This window comes from Clostridium sp. AF19-22AC, from assembly GCF_003479085.1.
In the GTDB taxonomy this organism is placed as follows: domain Bacteria; phylum Bacillota; class Clostridia; order Lachnospirales; family Lachnospiraceae; genus Faecalicatena_A; species Faecalicatena_A orotica.
In genome coordinates, this window is the sequence record NZ_QUGN01000018.1 from 55,817 (window position 1) to 74,358 (window position 18,542).

Consider the following 18,542-nt stretch of genomic DNA (forward strand, 5'->3'; position numbering starts at 1 on the left):
CTTTTCATATTTAGACATTTTTTTACAATATACGCTCATCTTCGCGATAATTTTCTTTACTTCCACTGCCCTTGTCTACTATAATGTTATTTGACAGGTTATGCCAATTCATAAATTTAAAATAAATAGGAGGACAAAGTATGTCACAGAGAACAGACATTCACAAAGTACTTATCATCGGGTCAGGCCCGATCATCATCGGGCAGGCATGTGAGTTTGACTACTCCGGCACCCAGGCTTGTAAGGCACTCAGAAATTTAGGTTATGAAATCGTTTTGGTGAACTCCAATCCCGCGACTATTATGACGGACCCGGAAACAGCAGATGTTACCTACATCGAACCGCTGAATGTGGAGAGACTGGAACAGATTATCGCAAAGGAACGTCCTGACGCGCTGCTCCCGAACCTTGGCGGCCAGTCCGGACTGAATTTATGTTCGGAGCTTGCTTCGGCAGGTATTCTGGAAAAATACGACGTAGAGGTTATCGGTGTTCAGGTAGATGCCATTGAACGCGGGGAGGACCGTATCGAATTTAAAAAAGCCATGAATGAACTCGGCATCGAGATGGCAAGAAGCGAAGTTGCCTATACCGTTGAGGAAGCACTTGCAATCGCTGACGGGCTTGGATACCCGGTTGTTCTGCGCCCTGCATACACGATGGGCGGCGCCGGCGGCGGACTTGTTTATAACAGGGATGAATTAAGGACCGTATGTGCACGCGGTCTCCAGGCCAGCCTTGTCGGACAAGTACTGGTGGAAGAATCGATCCTTGGCTGGGAAGAGCTGGAGCTTGAGATTGTCCGCGACAAAGATAACAACATGATCACCGTCTGCTTCATCGAAAACATCGACCCGCTCGGAGTACATACCGGTGATTCCTTCTGTTCCGCACCGATGCTGACAATCTCTGAAGAGTGCCAGAAACGTCTTCAGGAGCAGGCTTACAAGATCGTGGAATCCGTACAAGTGATCGGCGGTACAAACGTACAGTTTGCACACGATCCGGTGAGCGACAGAATCATCGTCATTGAGATTAACCCGAGAACCTCACGTTCCTCCGCCCTTGCTTCCAAAGCAACTGGTTTCCCAATCGCACTTGTCTCCGCTATGCTTGCTACCGGACTGACCTTAAAAGATATCCCGTGCGGCAAATACGGTACTCTGGATAAGTACGTTCCTGACGGAGATTATGTAGTCATCAAGTTCGCGCGCTGGGCATTTGAAAAGTTCAAAGGCGTCGAGGACAAACTCGGTACACAGATGCGCGCAGTCGGTGAAGTCATGAGTATCGGAAAGACATACAAAGAAGCTTTCCAGAAGGCAATCCGCAGTCTGGAGACCGGACGTTACGGACTTGGCTATGCAAAAGATTTCGCTTCCAAAACAAAAGAAGAACTCCTCCACCTCCTGATCACGCCATCCAGCGAGCGCCATTTCATTATGTATGAGGCACTCCGCAAGGGCGCATCCGTGGAAGAGATCCACGAGATCACAAAAGTGAAGGAATGGTTCATTACACAGATGAAAGAACTGGTTGAGGAAGAGGAAGCTGTCGCAAAAGAAAAAGGACACCTCCCTTCAGATGAACTGCTGGCTTTTGCAAAGAAAGACGGATTCTCCGATAAATATTTAAGCCAGATTCTGGAGATTCCGGAAGATGATATCAGAAACCGCCGCATTGAGATCGGCGTGGAAGAGGCATGGGAAGGCGTTCACGTTAGCGGCACGCCGGACAGTGCTTACTACTACTCCACCTACAATGCAGAAGATAAAAACCCGGTAAACGAAGACAAGCCGAAGATCATGATTCTGGGCGGAGGTCCAAACCGTATCGGACAGGGAATCGAGTTCGATTACTGCTGTGTACATGCATCACTTGCATTAAAGAAACTTGGCTTTGAGACGATTATCGTAAACTGCAACCCGGAAACAGTTTCCACAGACTACGATACCTCAGACAAGCTTTACTTCGAGCCTCTGACTCTGGAAGACGTCTTAAGTATCTATAAGAAAGAAAAACCGGTCGGTGTCATCGCGCAGTTTGGCGGGCAGACACCACTGAACCTTGCCGCAGACCTGGAAAAGAACGGCGTGAAGATTCTGGGAACCGCACCGTCTGTCATCGACCTTGCAGAAGACCGTGACCTGTTCCGTGCAATGATGGAAAAACTGGAAATCCCGATGCCGGAATCCGGAATGGCTGTTAACGTAGACGAAGCAATCAATATCGCAAAGGAAATCGGCTACCCGGTTATGGTTCGCCCGTCCTATGTATTAGGCGGACGTGGAATGGAAGTTGTGTATGATGATGAAAGTATGTCCAACTACATGCAGGCTGCGGTAGGCGTTACACCTGACCGCCCGATCCTGATCGACCGTTTCCTGAATCACGCAATGGAGTGTGAAGCAGATGCAATCAGTGACGGAACACATGCATTCGTTCCTGCAGTTATGGAGCATATCGAGCTTGCCGGCGTACACTCCGGTGACTCCGCATGTATCATCCCTTCTGTACACATTTCAGAGGAAAATGTAAACACGATCAAAGAATACACAAGAAAAATTGCAGAAGAAATGCATGTCAAGGGCCTCATGAACATGCAGTACGCAATCGAGAATGGAAAAGTATATGTACTGGAGGCTAACCCACGTGCATCCAGAACCGTGCCGCTTGTATCCAAGGTCTGCAACATCCGCATGGTGCCGCTCGCTACCGACATTATCACTTCCGAAATTACAGGAAGACCGTCTCCGGTGCCGTCATTAAAGGAACAGAACATCCCGAACTACGGTGTCAAAGAGGCCGTGTTCCCGTTCAACATGTTCCAGGAAGTAGACCCGGTACTCGGACCTGAAATGCGTTCCACAGGAGAAGTGCTTGGACTCTCCGCATCCTACGGTGAAGCCTTCTACAAGGCTCAGGAAGCAACCCAGACAAAACTTCCGCTGTCAGGAACCGTCCTGATCTCCGTAAGCCGCAAGGACAAACCGGAAGTCGTAGAGATCGCAAAGAGCTTTGCCGAAGACGGATTTAAAATTGTTGCAACAGGAACGACCTACGACCTGATCCGCGAAAACGGAATCGAAGCTGAGAAAGTAAAGAAACTCTATGAAGGCAGACCAAACATCCTGGACCTGATCACCAACGGAAAGATAGACCTCATCGTCAACACCCCGGTAGGAAAAGACAGCGCCCACGATGACAGTTACTTAAGAAAAGCAGCAATCAAAGGAAAAATCCCATACATGACCACAATGGCAGCCGCAAGAGCCACAGCCAAAGGAATCAAGTACGTGAAAGAACACGGCAACGGGGATGTAAAATCCTTACAGGAACTGCACAGCGAAATCACAGATAAATAGGAATCATTTCTCATTTGAGCCACTACCTTCCGATTCGAATAAAGCAGCCCGGAGTAACCGGGGAAGGGGCTTATGGGAGTGCGGGTTTTGATGAAAAGCAGCCCTAAATGAAAATGAGCGGGAAATGAAGGCATCGCCGGCATGCGAGTAAACGCTGGATGCGTTTACTCTGTAGGCCGGCTTGAAATCAGGCTTTGTAAGCCTGATTTCAGCCTTCATTTCCCGCTCGTTTTCATTTAGGGCTGCTAATCATCAAAAGACGCATTCCCATAAGCCCCTTCCCCGGTTACACCGGGCGGACTCTATTCGAAACCTAAGGCAGTATATGCCCCGCACTCAAATAAATCTGATACCACTCTTCCCGCGTCAGGTTTATTTCGCTTCCCTGTGCGATCTCTTCCAGCCTGTTCAGGTTGGTTGTCCCTGCGATCATCTGAACATGGGCCGGATGTCTTAATATCCATGCTGTTGCTATTGTAGTTGGTGTGGCATCATAACGCTCAGCCAGATCCTCCAGCTGCTGATTCAGTTCCGGATACTTGCTGCTGCCAATAAACACGCCTTCAAAGAACCCATACTGGAATGGTGACCATGCCTGAATCGTCATATCTTTCAGCCTGCAGTAGTCCAGAACACTGCCGTCACGGTCTACTGCCCCGTCTGTCAGCATGTTCACTTCCAGCCCGCTGGCAATCATATTAGAAAATGGAATACTCATCTGAAGCTGGTCCGTTACGATGTCCTGCTTGACATACTTCTTCAGCAATTCTATCTGCATCGGCTTGTGATTCGATACACCAAAGTTTCTGACCTTTCCGGATGCGTTTAAAAGGTCAAATGCTTCCGCAACCTCTTCAGGCTCCACAAGGGCATCCGGGCGGTGGAGCACCAGAACATCCAGAAAATCTGTGTTCAGTCTTTTCAGGCTGTTTTCTACGGATTTAATAATATGTTCCTTAGAAAAGTCATACATAACACCGGGTACGATTCCACATTTGGACTGGAGGATAATATCCTCGCGTCTGAACTCGGTGCGTTCAAATGCTTCTGCGAACAGCGTCTCACATTTTCCGCTGCCGTAAATATCTGCATGTTCAAAGAAGTTCATGCCAAGTTCCATGCATTTATTGATATAATTCTCCAGATCTTCCTCATCCAGAGCATTAATTCTCATGCATCCCGCCGCGATTACCGGAACTTCCAGGCTGCTGGTTCCCAATGTCATTCTCTTCATCTCTTGTATCCTCCTGCATAATAATCGACTTCATTATAGTATCAAAATAAGGAAAAGACCCAACGTAGTCCGCTTGATAAAGTGGCATGTTGGGTTTTCGTTTCTATTATTATATGCTTACCAAAATAGCTTCGTCAAGAGCTTTCAGGGAAATCAGAGACGAAGCTACAAAAACGGCTTCATATCCTTCATGAAATCTTCAAGGGCTTTGACTAATTTTTTTGCTATGGACTTCGCCGGTTCTTCCGCCTCCGTATTGCTGTTGAGGGCCTCGCTAATTGATTTGATTCCCATGCTGCAGCCATCTATCATAAGTTTTGCCACCTCTCTGCGGTTACCCTTGACCATAAGTTTCATCTCTGTCGTCATCCATGAAAAGGCTTCCGCCATTATGGGTGGTTCTTTTTCGGGTTCCCCGTATTTACGGAGCTGCTGTGCGGTTTCTTCGTCCAGCCTCTTGTATTTTTCATCATAATGCCCGATTACTTTCTCCAGTTCTGCATCTTCCGTGATGAACTTCCTGACCTGTTCGATGCTGTCGATCCCCATTTTACAGCCTTTGCTGCATTCATTCAATAGTTTTACCGTCTGTTCTCCCACACATAATACCTTCTTTCATTTTTTCTTTAGTGTGGGCTTTTTTTGTAAAAATATTCCTCTTCTTGTAAGATCAATTCTGTTGAAAAACGAAAAAGCGTGAGACCTTTCGATCTCACGCAGGGTAGTTATTTCTTTAATTTGTTCTTTCTGAAGTTATTATAGTAGTCGTCATGTACGCTCTTAACTACCTTACTTAAGAATACAAGGCCGATGATATTCGGAATAACCATCATACTGTTAAAGCAGTCTGCCATATCCCATACAAGGCTTACCTTTGCAATAGAACCAAGTACTACACATACACATACCAGAACTGTGTAAATCTTTACGGCTTTCGGTCCGAATAAGTATTTTATATTTGCTTCTCCGAAGAAATACCATCCAATAATGGTAGAGAATGCAAAGAAGAACATACAAATCGCGATAAAGATTGATCCGAATTTGCCGAATACTGCTGTAAATCCTGCCTGTGTCAGTGCTGTTCCTGTTAAAGAACCATCTGGTGTTACCGAGCGTGTTGTGATGATAACAAGTGCTGTTAATGTAAGGATAACAAATGTATCAATGAAGACTCCCATCATTGCTACAAAGCCCTGCTCTGCCGGATGATCTACTTTTGCAATTGCATGTGCATGAGGTGTGGAACCCATACCTGCTTCATTTGAGAACAGTCCACGTGCAACACCTTTCTGCATTGCCTTCTGGATTGTAGCTCCAAGCACACCGCCGCCGATTGCCTGAGGAGCAAATGCACCTACAAAGATTTCTTCAAATGCAAGCGGAATATTCTTGAAGTTAGCAAAAATTACGATAAGTGAACCAATGATATAGAACAATGCCATAATTGGTACGACTTTTTCTGTTACAGAAGCGATACGTTTGATACCTCCTGCAAAGATCAGGAATGCAAGGATGGCAACAATCACGCCTACGATAACAGGATTGATACCGAATGCTCCGTTGAATGCGTCTCCGATGGAGTTGGCCTGTACCGCATTTCCCATGAAGCCTAATGCAAGAATGATTAAAACTGCAAAGACCCCGGCAAGTATCTTACCAAACATATTGTTGTGGAATGCTGCCTTTATGTAGTATACCGGACCGCCGGTAACCACGCCGTCTTTTCCGACAACTTTGTACTTCTGTGCCATCATGGCCTCTGCATAGATCGTTGCCATTCCAAAGAATGCGCTGACCCACATCCAGAAGATCGCTCCCGGACCTCCGACTGCAATTGCTGTTGCCGCTCCTGCCAGGTTACCTGTACCTACCTGTGCAGCAATTGCTGTTGCCAGTGCCTGGAAAGATGACATACCGTCTGCCCCGGCTGCTCCCTGCTTTTTGAACAGGCCCCCAAATGTCCGGTTCCAGCCCTCTTTGAACCCTCTGATCTGAACAAATCCCAGTCTGACTGTAAACCAGACTCCTGCTCCGACGAGTACTACGATCAATAAATAGCTCGTCAGAAAATCATTCACCTTTACAACAATTTCTCCCAATGCTTCCAATGGCTGATCCCCCTGTTCTTAGATTATAGTGTGATTCTATAAATCTATTTATTTTACCTATTCACTAAAATAATATAGTATATTTGCCAACAATTCAATATGTGGAATTGCACAGAATTTATAAAAATTTAATAGAAATTTTATTAGTGAAATTTTTAACGGAGTCCTTTGATTTTACGGGGGTTTCCAACATTTTTGACATTTTTTTGTCTAATAATTACAAAAATAAATTTTGTGCACTTTTACCATTGCATACATTCTGACATCACACATATGCCTGCTGCGCCGCATAAAACCATACTTTCCACGCATTTTTCCGACGCGCTCATCCCGCCAATCGCGTAGACCGGAATCTTCACGGCTGTGCAGACGGAACGTAAAAAATCTTTCCCACGGGGTGCTGCTCCCGTTTTGCATCCGGTCTCAAAAATATGTCCGGCCGTGAGGTAATCCGCTCCCAGCGCTTCTGCCAGAAGTGCCTCTCCAACGGAATGTACCGAAGCTCCCTTCTTCCTTATATGAAGTATTTTTTTCTTAGATACGTGGTGATGCATCTCATCCTGCAGAAGATTCATAGGATAATGAATCACATCAATTCCACATTGTACAGCCGCATCTGTATAAGTATGTGCAATGCATTGCACGCCATATCTGAGACAGATTTCCTGCACCTGTGCCAGAAGGCGTGCATACTCATCCACAGGCAAATCTTTTTCTCTGACCAGCACCGCTTTCGGATGCCTGGAGCAGATTCTTTCGATTTGCTCCATGTAAGGGCGGTCACATAAATTTCTGTTTGTAACCGCGATGATATTTTTATAACAATCTTCCCCCCTACACATACAGATAATCCTTCATGACCGGCTGCAGGTCCAGATCAAGCAGATCCTGATAGACCTCCTCCACCGAACGCCCGTCCGATATTTCAAACTGGTCATCGCCCTTCTCTTCGATGTCTTCCACGTGTTCGCCGATTCCCGTGCTGACGCCGGCGGAAATCTTCGTGGCCGCAATATTGACAAGATTGTTCCTTACCCGTGCACATTCCCTTGTCGAAACCGTTATGCTCGAATATTGCATAAACAGTCTGTAGGCCGTAACTACCTGAAGGAGCTGCGGTTCATGGACATCCATCGGATTGATCTTCTCGTTATTGATAATCGGGCGCAGCCGCGGGCAGGAAAATGCGATTTCGGCGTGCGGATATTTTCTCTGGAGTAGGTAGGCATGCATTCCCGTCGCAAATGCGTCTTTGCGGAAATCGTCCAGTCCGAGCAGCGCCGCAAAACCAACGCCCCGCATCCCGCCTCTGAGTGCACGCTCCTGTGCATTCAGCCTGTAAGGGAAGATTCTCTTATGCCCGGCCAGGTGGAGTGTCTCATATTTTTCTGCATTGTAGGTTTCCTGAAATACTGTCACATAATCTGCTCCGCATTTGTGGAGATAAGCGTATTCATCCGAATTAACGGGATATATCTCCAGACCGATGACGTTAAAATATTTTCGTGCAATTTCACAGGCTTTTCCGATATATTCCACACTGGATTTTGCCCTGCTCTCCCCTGTCAGGATCAGGACTTCCTCAAGCCCGCTTTCTGCAACCGCCTTCATCTCCTTCTCGATCTCTTCCTCGCCAAGCTGTGCCCGGTTAATCTTGTTATGACAGTTAAACCCGCAGTAAATGCAGAAATTTTCACAGTAATTGGCTATGTAGACAGGGGTAAACATATTCACACCGTTTCCGAAATGCTTCCTCGTCTCTATTCTTGCACACTGTGCGAGTTCCTCCAAAAGGGGCAGCGCCGCAGGGGATAGAAGCGCCGCAAAATCCTCCGGTGTGCGGTTGTCGTGTGCCAGTGCACGCCGGACATCCGCTTCTGTATACTTGTTGTAATCGTATGTATTCATGGCAGATAATACCTGTTCCTGAATTTCTGATTCGATTACTTCCATTCCCGGAAGATAGGTCATATGGTCGATGCGGTTTTTCTTCTGCCATTCCTTGATTTCAGCATTTAAAATACTTTCATTTACATGATTCTCTTTGCCCATTTCTCCTCCTATTCTGCCAGAAACCCGGTAAGCGGGGATGAGGCGCTTGCCCCCTGGTCCAGTACACGGCCCAGCCCTGAAAGATATGCACTGCGCCCGGCTTCCACTGCCTTTTTAAAGGCTTCGGCCATTGCAGGGATATCTCCGGCAGTCGCGATCGCCGTATTCGCCATGACCGCTGCCGCGCCCATTTCCATTGCTTCACAGGCCTGTGAAGGTTTCCCGATGCCGGCATCCACGATGACCGGAAGGTCAATTTCATTGATCAGAATCTGGATAAACTCTTTTGTACAGAGCCCCTTGTTTGAACCGATCGGTGATCCCAGAGGCATGATACAGGCTGCACCGGCATTTGCAAGGTCCCTCGCCGCATTCAGATCCGGGTACATATAAGGCATTACGATAAAACCTTCCTTTGCCAGAATTTCCGTCGCCTTGATTGTCTCGTAATTGTCGGGGAGCAGATACTTGGAGTCATGGATCACTTCTATCTTCACGAAATCCCCGCACCCGATTTCTCTGGACAGACGGGCTATCCGCACTGCCTCCTCAGCATTCCGGGCTCCTGAAGTATTCGGAAGGAGCGTTACATTTTCCGGTATGTAATCCAGAATATTTGCCATTCCTCCCTCATTTGCCCGGCGCAGGGCCAGTGTAATAATCTGTGCCCCGGCCTTTTCCACGGCTGCCCGTATCAGTTCCAGTGAATATTTGCCCGAACCTAAGATAAAACGTGATTCAAAACAATGTCCCCCAAGGACCAGTGTGTCTTTTTGTTCCATTATTCTTTTCCTCCTATAATTAATTCTGTGATCAGATTTGCTTCATGGGCGGCGCAGAGTGCCACTCTGGGCGCCATCAGCCCATTTCCGGGCGCGGATTCTGCGGTCTCATCCCCGCACAGGTAAAAATATTCTGTAATCTTCCTCGTATGAATCGCATTGCTGCCGCCATATCCCGCCATGCCGGATGCCGCTACGAGAAACTTGTCCGGAAAATGTTCCAGAATCCCGTTGACCAGCATTGCTTTTGCCTCCGGTTCATCGAACGCCTCACAGACAATATCTTCCTCCTGAAACAGCTCTGTCAGATTCTCCGGCGTCACTTTCACACAATCTGTCTTAATATCCAGATACGGATTGATTTCCTCAAGCTCCTGTTTTAATGCCTCCGTTTTGTACAGGCCGATATGCCGGATAAAATACTGCTGCCGGTTAAGATTGGTGATATCCACCCGGTCAAAATCAATCAGGTGCAGGTGCCCGGCGCCGATCCTTGCCAGCGCAAAGGCCACATTGGAGCCGAGTCCGCCAAGCCCGGCCACCGCCACTTTCGCAGTCTTCAGTTTTTTCTGTATTTCCTCTGTATGCCGCTGGATAAGCGCCGCTTCTATTTCTTCGAATGTCAGCATATCATCAGCCCCCTCCCACAAAACTTACAACCTCGATCGTATCCCCGTCCTCCAGACAGACCTCGGAAAAACATCTCTTCGGCACGATATCCCCGTTTCTTTCAACGGCTACACGTTCCGCCGGGTATTTCATTTCCCTAAGCAGGTCCATCACGGTTTTTCCGGCCGTAAACATCCTGTCCTTTCCGTTTACTTTCAGCATATCATTTCCTCCTCTCGATTATTTTCATATTTCTTTTATAATGGAAAAAGAGTTCACAAAAGAAATACACCCGCGGTGGTGCACCCCTTCATGAACTCTCATTCACTCTCGTCGGTACTGCTTATGTAATTTAAAGCCAAAACGCAAAAACGGGAAATGCCTCAGGCACTTCCCGTAATATTACTTACTTCCGTTCCTACGTTGGCATTATCCAAATCAGGTATATGGGTCGAAGTTCACAACTTCCTCTCAGCCTATCTATAAGCTCCCCTGTTCAATTTATGTGTATAAATATACATGATCACAAAATTTTTGTCAAGCTTGAAAAAAGCAAATTCTGTACTTTTTTGCGATTATTTGTTACAATATAGGTCGATAACATAAAGTAGGCGTCCTCCGTGAAAAGATTAAAAAAATGCTGGAAATTCTATCAGGAACCCTTCGGGATTAAATTTTGTGTTATACTGTAATTTCAGACCAAAAATGAAAGGAAACAACGATGGCTAACAGCATTCAAAAAGACAGCACTTCAACTTTCATCGATAATATGTCCCTTCCACTCCACAGGTGGTACCGCTATTCAGCCGGTTTCTCAGCAGAGTGGGTTGAAAGTATGATTCATGAATATCTGGCCTCCAGCCAGCTTTCGAAAGATGCCGTCACCGTTATGGACCCGTTTGCCGGTTCCGGAACAACACTATTAGTATGTGATAAAATGGGGATCTCATCCATTGGATATGAAGGACATCCGTTTGTCTATAAAGTAGCAAAAGCCAAGCTATCATGGCCTGCCAACACGGACCTGTTCATCCGCGAGGCCGATAAGATACTGGATTGTGCGAAGCATTTAAAGACCAAGATGTATACTTATCCTGATATCGTTTATAAGAGCTATGATATCGATAATCTGAAAAAAATAAATTATTTAAGAAAAGCACTGGAAATCAATAAGGATGATACAGATGAATATCTTCTGGCATGGATGAATTTTATTTCAATCCTGCGCAGCGCTTCTCATGCCGGAACCGCCACATGGCAGTATGTGCTACCCAATAAAACAAAGGCAAGGGTCGCGGATGCATACGAAGCCTTTCAGAAACAGACAGACATCATGTGCGGGGACATGCAGTATATGCAGGCCCATTCCCATGAATCCAAAGCAAATCTGTTATTTCAGGATGCAAGGGAGGATTCTGACGTCCCTGCTGACAGCGTAGATCTGATTATCACTTCTCCCCCGTATGCGAATAATTATGATTATGCCGACGCGACCCGTCTGGAGCTGTCCGTACTCGGGGAAATCAAGGGCTGGGGGGATTTGCAGAAGAAGATACGGCCAAATCTCGTCCGCTCCTGTTCACAGATGGTTTCCCGCGAGCGCAAAGATACTTATGAATTTTTGAAGTCACCGCTGCTTAAACCGATCTATGAGGAAATACTGGACGTCTGCAGGCAGTTAGACGCCGAGAAGGAGCTCCACGGCGGCAAAAAGAACTATCATACCATGATCGCGCTTTATTTTCTGGATCTCGCTAAAATCTGGAAGAACCTCCGCCGCGTCTGCAAGGATGGTTCCCTGACCTGCTTTGTAATCGGTGATTCCGCACCTTACGGGATTTATGTCCCGGTCGATGAATGGCTGGGGAGACTGGCTATTTCCGCAGGTTTTAAAGAATACTGGTTTGAAAAGACACGTGATCGAAATGTAAAATGGAAAAACAGAAAGCACAGCGTTCCCTTAAAAGAAGGGCGCCTGTGGGTGAGGGGGTAAAAATGGCAAAATCACCGGCACATCGTTTCGGGCAGATTATCGGCGACCTGCTGGAACTGACTATCATTAATTACTGCAGGCCGATTGCAGAAGAATACGGAATGTATCTGGACTATAAGCATAAAAGACCTGCCAGAAACGGGCGAAAAGAGGTCATATGGGCCGATGTCAACGAGAATAAGCACAAACTGGACATCGTGATTGAGGAAAAAGGCAGCGAGTTTGTCATGGGCCATCCCCGCGCTTTCATCGAGATGGCATGGAGACGGTATACAAAACATTCAAAAAACAAGGCCCAAGAAATATCCGGGGCCATCAAACCGTTAATCAGCAGATACAATATTTATTTACCGTTCTTTGGCGCGGTGCTTGCAGGGGATTTTACGGATAATTCGCTGAGACAGCTAAAATCAGAAGGTTTCCGCATCTTATACTTCTCAATGGCGGAAATCGAAAAGGCATTTGCCACTCAGGGAATCGACGCCCACTGGGAGGAAGATACTCCGGAAGAAGAACTTCAGAAACGGGTGGAACAGTACGAAGCGCTGACTCAGGAGCAGACAGACGTGATCGCCAAAGCCCTCCTTGACAATAACCAGAGCCAGCTGACTGCGTTCTGCGACGGTTTAAGAGATGCCCTCCAGAGTAAAGTCACCGGGATTGATGTCGTGACATTGTACGGCAGTTCCAATGAATGTTCCAACGCCGCCGATGCATGTGCACATATTTCTAAGGGAATATCCACACAGACACTCGGCGCAGAACATTTTTACCAGTATGAGATTGTAATTAAATATTCAAATGGTGAGAAGATCCCCCTGCCCTTCCAGTCTCAGGAAGATGCGGTCAGGGCTTTAAATAAGTTATTCTAAATATTTTTATTTGTTCCCCTGCTTTTCTGTAAGAAATATCTCGTCATCGAGAAGGTCTGTGCCCCGTGCAACGACTGCGGCCGCAACATTTGCGGTCGTAACATTTACCAGTGTGCGGGCCATGTCTGAAATATTGTTGATCGGCATCAGGAGCACAACGGCTGCGACCGGGAGGTTCATTGCACTGAACAGTGCAACCGCTGAGACGACTCCTATGCCCGGCACTCCGGCCCCGCCGAGAGACAGCACCAGTGTCATGAATGCCAGAATAACATATTCTCCCACTCCCCAGTCCAGTCCCGCCGCATTGACATAAAACAGAACCAGAAGCACCGGCCAGATACAGGTGCAGCCCGGCATGCCAATCGTCGTTCCCAGCGGCGCGGTAAAGTTTGCCACTTCTTCATCTACCCCGGCTTTCTTCGTCAGCCCCTCGATTGTCACAGGAAGCGATCCGACACTGCTCTGCGTCGTAAATGCGACGGCCTGTGCATCAAAAATTTTCCGAAAAAATCTGACCGGACTTACCTTTGCATAAAACTTCAATAGAATGGCATTAAAACCATAGGCATGCAGGAAGCTTACAAAATAGATCAGCGCAACAAGCAGAACCAGCTGGATCAATGCAGCCCTGTCGCTGAATAATTTCCCCGCCGATCCCGCTACAAGGCAGAGTACTGCGTAAGGAGTCAGGTCGATCACATATGCCAGAATACGGTATATAATTTTCTTGACCGCCTCTATTAAATCCCGGAATCCTTTTACTTTCTCTTCCCCTTCCTCAGACGCTACACCAACATAAGAAACTGCCACGGCAATCGCAATGATGATGATGGCGGTCACATTGTTTGATGCCATATCCCCGATCACATTCGCCGGGAACAGGGACAGCAGAACCTGGTCAAACGATGTTTTCATTCCCTCATAGGAAGACAGCGTGCTGTCTGTTACCGAAGAAATATCCGAAAATACGGCGCCCCCGCTTTTACCAATCCCTGTTACAATTCCAAAGAACATACTCAGGGCAATAGCGGCCGCCGCTGAAAGCAGGAGCCAGAAAACGGATTTTAGTCCGATGCTTTTCATCTTTTCTTTATTATTCAGTGAAATAAAACCGGATATCACAGAAACGAGGACGACCGGGGCAACCAGAGCCGTGATGATTTTCACATAGATCTTACCGATCAGTTCCAGCCAGATGAGCGATGCATTATCCTTTGATGAAAATAAGATACCCAATACAGCCCCCATCACAAGACTGCTCAGTATCACGAGTGTCCAGTTTACTTTGTAAGCGATATAATTCAATACTTTAAACAGAAGCAATGCAATGGCCAGCACCAGCAGCGCTGTCCAGTTTATACTTAACAAAAGGTCCATATAAAAATCTCCTTTTCTTTCCGCTATGACAATGATGCCTTTTTAGATATACTTCTATAGTTTATTACCTTGTAGCTTATCCATCAAATAGAAATTTATCATGTATTTATTGGCGATTTCTATAAAGTGGCTGTAATTCCCAGTACTTTTATTCAATAACTCTAAAAAACGCACAGCAGACGTTCAGTACAGTCCTGCTGTGCGTTTTAAGATTCCGGCACAAATCACACCGGAAAAAACTTTTATTCTCTTGTCAAAACCTTATTTTTCTTCTACTGTAATCCAGATTTCGCAGTGATAGTCCGGGTCATCCACTTCTGCACTCGGATACACTTCAATGCACACGCCCCCGGCCGGCTGGTATTTACTCGCAGGGAAAAATTCCGTGTATATTTTCTTCCAAAGCTCCCTGAATGCGTCCGGCATGGCCCCGGTGCACGGAAAAATCACCCATGTTGCAGCCGGTATCTCTTCGACTGTCAGGCCTTCTTCGACTTCACCTTCTGTATATGCTGCCCCAATCGCATAGTCAAAATCTTTGCCTCGCATTTCCCCCATGCTGATTCCCACGATGGCATCGCCGAATATATTTTCCGGACGCAGGTATCTGCATAAAGTGTCGATCGTACCATTCTCTATACACTCCGCCCATGTGGCCTGTATCGTTTTCTGCGTGTTCTCCTCTTCGCCGCCCCCGTACCTTTCCTTCTTTGCAATCACCCGGAAGGATTCTCTCTTTTCAATTCTGTAATCCATTGCCGTTCCACCTTCTAGTATCAGTTTTACGGAAACTCTGGAAAAGGATTTGAGATTCACATTCCCGGTTTTCGCCTGCTGGGGCGTAATCCCGTGGAATCTGGTGAATGCCCTGCTGAAACTCTCCGGATTGTTATAGCCGTACCTCAGTGCAACATCAATCACTTTACTGCCGCCCGCGGATAATTCCGTCCCCGCAAGTGACAGCCTCCGGTTCCGGATATACTCGCCTAAGGAATATCCGCAGATAATATGGAAGACCCTCTGGAAATGAAAGTTTGATGAATAAGCCTGCGCTGCAACCTCCGCGTAGTCTATCTCTTCCCCAATATGGTCCTCTATAAAATCGACCGCATTCTGCAAGCCCTGCATCCAGTCCATCTTTGCATCCTCCTGTTTAGCGTTTTACAAAGTATTCTTCATACCAGACAAGGAATGTATAGATAGTCCATATTTTTCTCCAGTTATCGGAATTACCGCCAATGTAGTCGTCGAAAATCGCATTGATCTCGTCTACATTGAAGAACTTCTCAGCCATCTCACTGTGGAATTTCTCCCTCACATCCTGATTGTATCTGTCGTCTGCCATCCAAATACGAATCGGCACAATGAATCCCAGTTTTTTACGGAAAGCAATTTCTTCCGGCAGTACTTTTGCCGCAGCCGTGCGGAACGCCACCTTATTCTGTTCTTCGTTTACTTTATATTTTGAAGGCATCCTTGACGCAATATCAAAGATTCTTGTGTCCGTAAGCGGCATCCTGATCTCCAGTCCGGCAGCTGTACTCATCTTATCGACATTCAGGTAAATATCTCCCTCAAGCCAGATCTGGATATCTACATCTGACATCTTGGAAAGCGGGTCAAGCCCTTCCGTTTCCTCATAAATCCGTTCCGCCAGTTCGATCGGAAGAACGTCCGGATCGTATTTTTTCAGAATCCGTTTCTTCTCGTCTTCCTTCATGATGTTTGTATTGCCGACATAAAACGTCTTCAGATTTTCCCCGTAGCGTTCTGCATTGCGGTACATATTATATCCACCGAAGAACTCGTCTGCGCCCTCCCCGGAATAGCAGATCTTCGTATGGTCGGTCGCAGCCTTACAGCCGATGGCAAACACGATGGCCGAAGCATCCCCGAGTGGCTGCTCCATATTGTACATCACATAAGGAACTGTTGCGAAATATTCTTCCGGGGTAATGACACGTCTGAAAAACTTACGCCCGAGAATATCTGCCGTCTGCTGTGCTAATTTCGATTCATCAAAACGTTCTTCCTCGTAGCCGCAGGAATCCGCCATCTTTACATCAGACATCGCCAGTACATAAGAAGAATCCACCCCACCTGACAGGAATGACTGTGCAGTCTCATCAGCAGACTTCACCTCCGTCATAATCTCCTGAAGCGTTGTATGGATCTCATCCGCCCACTCATCAAGAGACTTACTCTCGTCCGGATGAAATTCCGGCGCCCAGTATCGGTGAATCCTCAGTTCCCTTCTCTGCCATGTCAGATAATGCCCCGGCATAAGCTTCTTCATGCCGCGGAAGAAAGTGTTCTCCCCCGCCGGGTATGTAAACGTCAGATATAACTGCAGCATCTCCTCATTCAGCTCTTTCACAAATCCCGGCTGCTCCATAATCTTGCGGACAGAGGTGCCATACAGGAGCTTCCCGTCCGCCGTCTCATAATAATAGAACGGCTTCGTGCCAAACTGATCCCTCAGGCAGAAAAGCTTCTTCTCCTCGTCATCCCAAAGGGCAAATGCAAACATCCCATGCATGTGATTGGCCATGTCAGCTCCCCATGCTTCATATGCCTTCACTAAAATTGCCTGCTCACGCTCTTCCCTCGATAAAGAAGAGTCAATCTCAAGCTCCCTGCAAAGCGCTTCCCAGTTTCGAATATGTCCACTGTATTCCTGAATTTTTATCATGAGTGTGTTCCTTTCGTATAAATAAATTTTCTTATAAATAGTTTGACTTCTTCAGTTGATTTACTTGTCCATTTTAGCATATTATTAAATATTGGGCAACAAATGGGGTGGGATATGGGATGGGCTTCCCAAAACTTTGTTACTGTTAACAGGCAACCTGTAGACAGTAACAAAATCCCAATCACTATAACCAGACCAGATATCATGCCCTTGCAATATCTTTGTTCCTAGTATATACTAAACATATAAATAGAGCATCCGCCCACAAGGTGGAAGCCCTCAAGTTAAGGTTTTACGTCTTTTCAGACGCGCCTATCCTGTTGGCACGACAGGGTAGGCATTTTTTATTTTCGCTTATTCCTATCTATATAGGTCAGCAATGCTATCAGGAACGAGCCGCCCAAAAACAGAAGGCTTAAAACCTCGTATGTATCCATCTGCACCACCTCCCCTCTTCAGTAAAGTATGGGAGGCTTCCACCCTGTACACGGTGCTCATAGGGAAATCTTATTATAAGATTGAGAAAGAATCAATCTCACCATCTTTCATTGATAATATAAAAAAATTAGCACAAATATAGTTTCCATATATCAGACTCTGATATTATTATTCTTGTTCGTAGTTTTATTACACAAGAAACTGCTGTAAAATTCAACTTAAAATTTTACAGCAGTTTAGTTTTCCGCAAAATGTTACTCTATACCATATCCCCTCTCTATTCTACATCAGGATACTCATTGCATAAAAGCCGGTACGGCTTTTCATCCTCCTCCACTGCCGGAAAACGACCTACCGCTTTATCATAGAAGAAATTATCATTGTCATCATCATTGCACATAGAAACTTCCCCGAGAAGTACCGGTCCCCCCGTTTCCGGGACAATAAAATCATGATACATATATGGCGTAATCGTAATGCTCTGACCAGGTCTTAACCGCACTTTTGTCCCTGCAGGAACCATCTCCCTCTTCCCATCAGAGCATACCTCCACCTCTGTATCCAGCATGGTTTCTTCTTTAGTTCCATTATATACGGTGATATATACATCATTCCCGCCCCGGTTTATGATGTCTTCCATTTTGCTCACATGATAATGCATTGCGGCTGTCTGACCTTCGTAAAGCATCAGAAGCTTTTCTGCATAAGGCTTTTTATATTTCTCCTTCATCTTTTGGTTTCCATTCCGGATTGTAAATAAGGAAAAACCTACCTCTTCAAATTTTCCAAGGCCAAAGTCTGTGATGTCCCATCCCAGCTTGTTATCCCTTATTTCATCGTACTCATGCCCTGCCTTCCCCCAATCTTCCGTTGTCCATGATGCAAACGGGGGCATCTCAAAACCATGCTTTTTGATTAATTGTTCCATATCTTTTATGACTTGATTGATTTTTGAACGCTTCATTCTTTTTCCTCCTTAATCTTAGAAAAGAACAGCGGTACACCAGTCATGCACAT

The 18,542-nt window shown here is 46.3% G+C and carries 16 protein-coding genes and 1 riboswitch; of the genes, 3 read left to right on the forward strand and 13 right to left on the reverse strand.

Annotation, left to right across the window (positions count from 1 at the left end; translation table 11 throughout):
• Positions 1-140: 140 nt before the first annotated feature.
• Positions 141-3,365, forward strand: a complete 3,225-nt coding sequence (carB, locus tag DWX43_RS18615; protein WP_118621398.1) for a carbamoyl-phosphate synthase large subunit — start codon at positions 141-143, stop codon at positions 3,363-3,365.
• A 313-nt stretch (positions 3,366-3,678) separates the two neighbouring features.
• Here the strand turns inward: carB and DWX43_RS18620 are convergent, their stop codons facing one another.
• The 8 genes from DWX43_RS18620 to thiS form a co-directional block, all read right to left on the reverse strand.
• On the reverse strand, positions 3,679-4,599 hold the full coding sequence (locus DWX43_RS18620) for an aldo/keto reductase (protein WP_118621399.1): 921 nt from the start codon (positions 4,597-4,599) through the stop codon (positions 3,679-3,681).
• A gap of 165 nt (positions 4,600-4,764) precedes the next feature.
• Positions 4,765-5,199: a hypothetical protein gene (locus tag DWX43_RS18625; RefSeq protein WP_118621400.1), complete on the reverse strand. Its 435-nt coding sequence runs from the start codon at positions 5,197-5,199 to the stop codon at positions 4,765-4,767.
• A gap of 125 nt (positions 5,200-5,324) precedes the next feature.
• Entirely contained in the window at positions 5,325-6,707 is a 1,383-nt protein-coding gene (locus tag DWX43_RS18630) for a sodium:alanine symporter family protein (protein WP_118621401.1), read from the reverse strand.
• Positions 6,708-6,949: 242 nt separating this feature from the next.
• Positions 6,950-7,549, reverse strand: coding sequence for a thiamine phosphate synthase (locus DWX43_RS18635; protein ID WP_118621402.1), 600 nt, complete (start codon positions 7,547-7,549; stop codon positions 6,950-6,952).
• Entirely contained in the window at positions 7,542-8,678 is a 1,137-nt protein-coding gene (thiH, locus tag DWX43_RS18640; protein WP_347559310.1) for a 2-iminoacetate synthase ThiH, read from the reverse strand. The genes DWX43_RS18635 and thiH overlap by 8 nt, the downstream gene beginning before the upstream one ends.
• 89 nt (positions 8,679-8,767) lie before the next feature.
• Positions 8,768-9,541: a thiazole synthase gene (locus DWX43_RS18645; RefSeq protein WP_118621404.1), complete on the reverse strand. Its 774-nt coding sequence runs from the start codon at positions 9,539-9,541 to the stop codon at positions 8,768-8,770.
• The gene (gene thiF / locus DWX43_RS18650; RefSeq protein ID WP_118621405.1) at positions 9,541-10,170 is read right to left on the reverse strand and encodes a sulfur carrier protein ThiS adenylyltransferase ThiF; all 630 of its coding nucleotides are present in this window, start codon (positions 10,168-10,170) and stop codon (positions 9,541-9,543) included. Before thiF ends, DWX43_RS18645 begins: the two co-directional genes overlap by 1 nt.
• Before the next feature lie 4 nt (positions 10,171-10,174).
• Positions 10,175-10,372: a sulfur carrier protein ThiS gene (gene thiS / locus DWX43_RS18655; protein ID WP_118621406.1), complete on the reverse strand. Its 198-nt coding sequence runs from the start codon at positions 10,370-10,372 to the stop codon at positions 10,175-10,177.
• A gap of 175 nt (positions 10,373-10,547) precedes the next feature.
• A riboswitch (TPP riboswitch) is annotated at positions 10,548-10,654 on the reverse strand.
• Positions 10,655-10,871: 217 nt separating this feature from the next.
• Here thiS and DWX43_RS18660 point away from each other — a divergent pair.
• The gene (locus tag DWX43_RS18660; RefSeq protein ID WP_207666098.1) at positions 10,872-12,143 is read left to right on the forward strand and encodes a DNA methyltransferase; all 1,272 of its coding nucleotides are present in this window, start codon (positions 10,872-10,874) and stop codon (positions 12,141-12,143) included.
• A 2-nt stretch (positions 12,144-12,145) separates the two neighbouring features.
• Positions 12,146-13,015 (forward strand): DNA methylase, encoded by an 870-nt coding sequence (locus tag DWX43_RS18665; protein ID WP_109730144.1) that lies wholly within the window; start codon positions 12,146-12,148, stop codon positions 13,013-13,015.
• 6 nt (positions 13,016-13,021) lie between these two features.
• On the opposite strand, the gene DWX43_RS18670 is transcribed toward DWX43_RS18665, so the two are convergent.
• From DWX43_RS18670 to DWX43_RS18685, 5 genes are all read right to left on the reverse strand, one after another.
• On the reverse strand, positions 13,022-14,395 hold the full coding sequence (locus DWX43_RS18670; RefSeq protein ID WP_118621407.1) for a dicarboxylate/amino acid:cation symporter: 1,374 nt from the start codon (positions 14,393-14,395) through the stop codon (positions 13,022-13,024).
• Between the two features lie 261 nt (positions 14,396-14,656).
• Positions 14,657-15,532, reverse strand: a complete 876-nt coding sequence (locus tag DWX43_RS18675; protein ID WP_118621408.1) for an AraC family transcriptional regulator — start codon at positions 15,530-15,532, stop codon at positions 14,657-14,659.
• Between the two features lie 16 nt (positions 15,533-15,548).
• Positions 15,549-17,087 (reverse strand): asparagine synthase (glutamine-hydrolyzing), encoded by a 1,539-nt coding sequence (gene asnB / locus DWX43_RS18680; protein ID WP_118621409.1) that lies wholly within the window; start codon positions 17,085-17,087, stop codon positions 15,549-15,551.
• A gap of 344 nt (positions 17,088-17,431) precedes the next feature.
• Positions 17,432-17,524, reverse strand: coding sequence for a putative holin-like toxin (locus DWX43_RS27440; RefSeq protein WP_018593238.1), 93 nt, complete (start codon positions 17,522-17,524; stop codon positions 17,432-17,434).
• A gap of 278 nt (positions 17,525-17,802) precedes the next feature.
• On the reverse strand, positions 17,803-18,489 hold the full coding sequence (locus DWX43_RS18685) for a D-lyxose/D-mannose family sugar isomerase (RefSeq protein WP_118621410.1): 687 nt from the start codon (positions 18,487-18,489) through the stop codon (positions 17,803-17,805).
• Positions 18,490-18,542: the final 53 nt, after the last annotated feature.